Origin of the sequence: Rossellomorea aquimaris (genome assembly GCF_000935355.1) — a bacterium.
Classification (GTDB): domain Bacteria; phylum Bacillota; class Bacilli; order Bacillales; family Bacillaceae_B; genus Rossellomorea; species Rossellomorea aquimaris_B.
Genome location: NZ_JXZC01000036.1, coordinates 1 through 624 on the forward strand (window position 1 = coordinate 1; position 624 = coordinate 624).

General features: G+C 49.0%; 5 tRNA genes. All 5 read left to right on the forward strand.

What is annotated here, in order from left to right:
• The first annotated feature begins 42 nt into the window (after positions 1 to 42).
• The 5 genes from TV75_RS20945 (at position 43) to TV75_RS20965 (ending at position 594) form a co-directional block, all read left to right on the forward strand.
• Positions 43 to 126: transfer RNA gene (locus TV75_RS20945), tRNA-Tyr, on the forward strand.
• 117 nt (positions 127 to 243) lie between these two features.
• Positions 244 to 317 (forward strand) — tRNA-Trp (locus TV75_RS20950).
• Between the two features lie 11 nt (positions 318 to 328).
• Positions 329 to 404, forward strand: a tRNA-His gene (locus tag TV75_RS20955).
• A gap of 39 nt (positions 405 to 443) precedes the next feature.
• Positions 444 to 515 (forward strand) — tRNA-Gln (locus TV75_RS20960).
• 4 nt (positions 516 to 519) lie between these two features.
• Positions 520 to 594: transfer RNA gene (locus TV75_RS20965), tRNA-Gly, on the forward strand.
• Positions 595 to 624 lie beyond the last annotated feature (30 nt).

Here is a 624-nt window from a genome sequence, read left to right on the forward strand (position 1 = left end):
TTCAAGTCCTCTTGCCGGCACCACTCGAGTGATATAATATTTGGAGGGGTAGCGAAGTGGCTAAACGCGGCGGACTGTAAATCCGCTCCTTCGGGTTCGGCAGTTCGAATCTGCCCCCCTCCACCAAGATTTTTACGGAGCGTCAGCGAAGTAAAATAATCCTCCTTAAACTTTGCGCAGCGAAGCGGAGCATTATGCTTCAAAGCGAATAGCAAGAGGATTCACTGAAAACTTATATTTCATAGGGGTATAGTTTAAAGGTAGAACGAAGGTCTCCAAAACCTTTGGTGTGGGTTCGATTCCTACTACCCCTGCCAATTTCATTATGGCGATTGTGGCGAAGTGGTTAACGCACCTGATTGTGGTTCAGGCATTCGTGGGTTCGATTCCCATCAGTCGCCCCATTAAAGTCACATTTTTATTTCCGTGACATATACTATCAGTGGGCTATAGCCAAGCGGTAAGGCATCGCACTTTGACTGCGACATGCGTTGGTTCGAATCCAGCTAGCCCAGTAGTGCGGAAGTAGTTCAGTGGTAGAACACCACCTTGCCAAGGTGGGGGTCGCGGGTTCGAATCCCGTCTTCCGCTCCAATATTAAGGCGGCATAGCCAAGTGGTAAGG